Source organism: Christiangramia sp. 3-2217-3z, assembly GCF_051195275.1.
Taxonomy (GTDB): domain Bacteria; phylum Bacteroidota; class Bacteroidia; order Flavobacteriales; family Flavobacteriaceae; genus Christiangramia; species Christiangramia marina.
Map to the genome: position 1 here is coordinate 1 of NZ_JBNJLI010000036.1, position 1410 is coordinate 1410.

2 protein-coding genes and 1 pseudogene are annotated in these 1410 nt (G+C 31.7%); all 3 read right to left on the reverse strand.

Translation table 11 applies throughout. From position 1 onward, the window contains the following. Positions 1-231: 231 nt before the first annotated feature. Entirely contained in the window at positions 232-576 is a 345-nt protein-coding gene (locus ACSHZO_RS15825; protein WP_298248424.1) for a HepT-like ribonuclease domain-containing protein, read from the reverse strand. Continuing rightward, positions 569-868 (reverse strand): nucleotidyltransferase family protein, encoded by a 300-nt coding sequence (locus tag ACSHZO_RS15830; RefSeq protein ID WP_298248423.1) that lies wholly within the window; start codon positions 866-868, stop codon positions 569-571. Before ACSHZO_RS15830 ends, ACSHZO_RS15825 begins: the two co-directional genes overlap by 8 nt. 205 nt (positions 869-1073) lie before the next feature. Then, positions 1074-1410: pseudogene (locus ACSHZO_RS15835) on the reverse strand (hypothetical protein); the annotation flags it as partial.

The following is a 1410-nucleotide window of genomic DNA, read 5'->3' on the forward strand; positions in this document are numbered from 1 at the left end:
AATCTTCGATGTTTTTTAAGTTCCATTCAACAAATCTAAAAGTTATGATTTGTTGCGTTAAGTTATTGAACTCAGGTTATTGCTTAGCCATTGTGGGTAACGGTTACGGTTATCGCAAGTTGCGGGAGTAGGGACGCGGACTTGTCGGATTAATAATTTTCTTTCCGGGTTTCTAAAATTACACTTTTTCGGCAATACCCGTTATTTGCGATGAACCGATGTTAGCATTTGTTAGTGTTGAGTTAGAATCTCTATTTCACCTTTTAATTTTGGAAGGTGAATCTGTAAAATTGACCAGATGTTTTCGTCGGAGATGTTATCGTATGCGTGAATAACTTGGTTTCTCAGTCCGATAATCGCTTTTGCATTTGTAATCTTATTTTCAAATGTTGGATCTCGTTTTACGATTCGGTTTATAGCTTCACCGATTATTTCCAAATCTCTTTCGACAGCTCTTTTGAGCATAAGATTCTTTTTGTATTTAAAAAAGTCCATTTCTGAACCTTCAAAGTAACTGTCAATTTCTTCTATGGCAAACTTGATATCAAATAACCATTTTAGTATTCTTTCATCCATAAACCAATTCTTTAGATTGATTTATTGATTTTATTAAAATTGGATTTTTTAATGTTTGTTCTTCTAAAAGGTCAATTTCTCTTCCTAGCAGTTTTTTTAAATCATCTTTGAAACTCATATAATTTTCAAAATAGTCAGCTAAGTCAAACTTTTTAAATCGGACAAGGAAGTCTATATCGCTATTTTTAGAAAAATTCTCTTTTAAAGCGGATCCGAATAAATACATCTTCTCGACATTGTGTTCTTCACAAAGTCGATTTAATTCGTTTATATGATTTTCAAGAATGTTCATATTCCAAATTTAAATAAAATTCCGCTTCAAACTTTCTTCTTTGTTAAAATATAATAAATGCTAACGGTTTCGGTTATCGCCAGTTGGCGGAGTAAGGGACACGGATTTGTCGGCTTAGTGTTGATTTGTTGGTCAAGTTAATTATTTTCTTACTAACGGTGCCGCTTATTGGCGATGAACCGTTGTTGTTGCAAGTTTTTGTTCTCTAATTTTGTTTAGGAGGAGGCGGAGGAGGAATTGGAACCATTCTCAATGGTCTATCTCTGAAATAAATTTTCAAATATAAAGTATCCGCATTTTCTTTATTTAGTTGATTGAATCTTTCTGATAGATTGATTAAGAAATCTTCAATTTCATCCGACTTAGTCTTTTCTTCAAAATAAACTTCTATTCCAGCGCTATCTGGTGAATCGGAATAATTGAAATCTTTACCATTATTTAAAAGATGTCTTTTTAAAATTATTTCTAAACTATCTATAGAATGTTTGATATTATAATTGGTGAGAATTGAATCATTTTGAATGAATATTCGTGAACGAAAT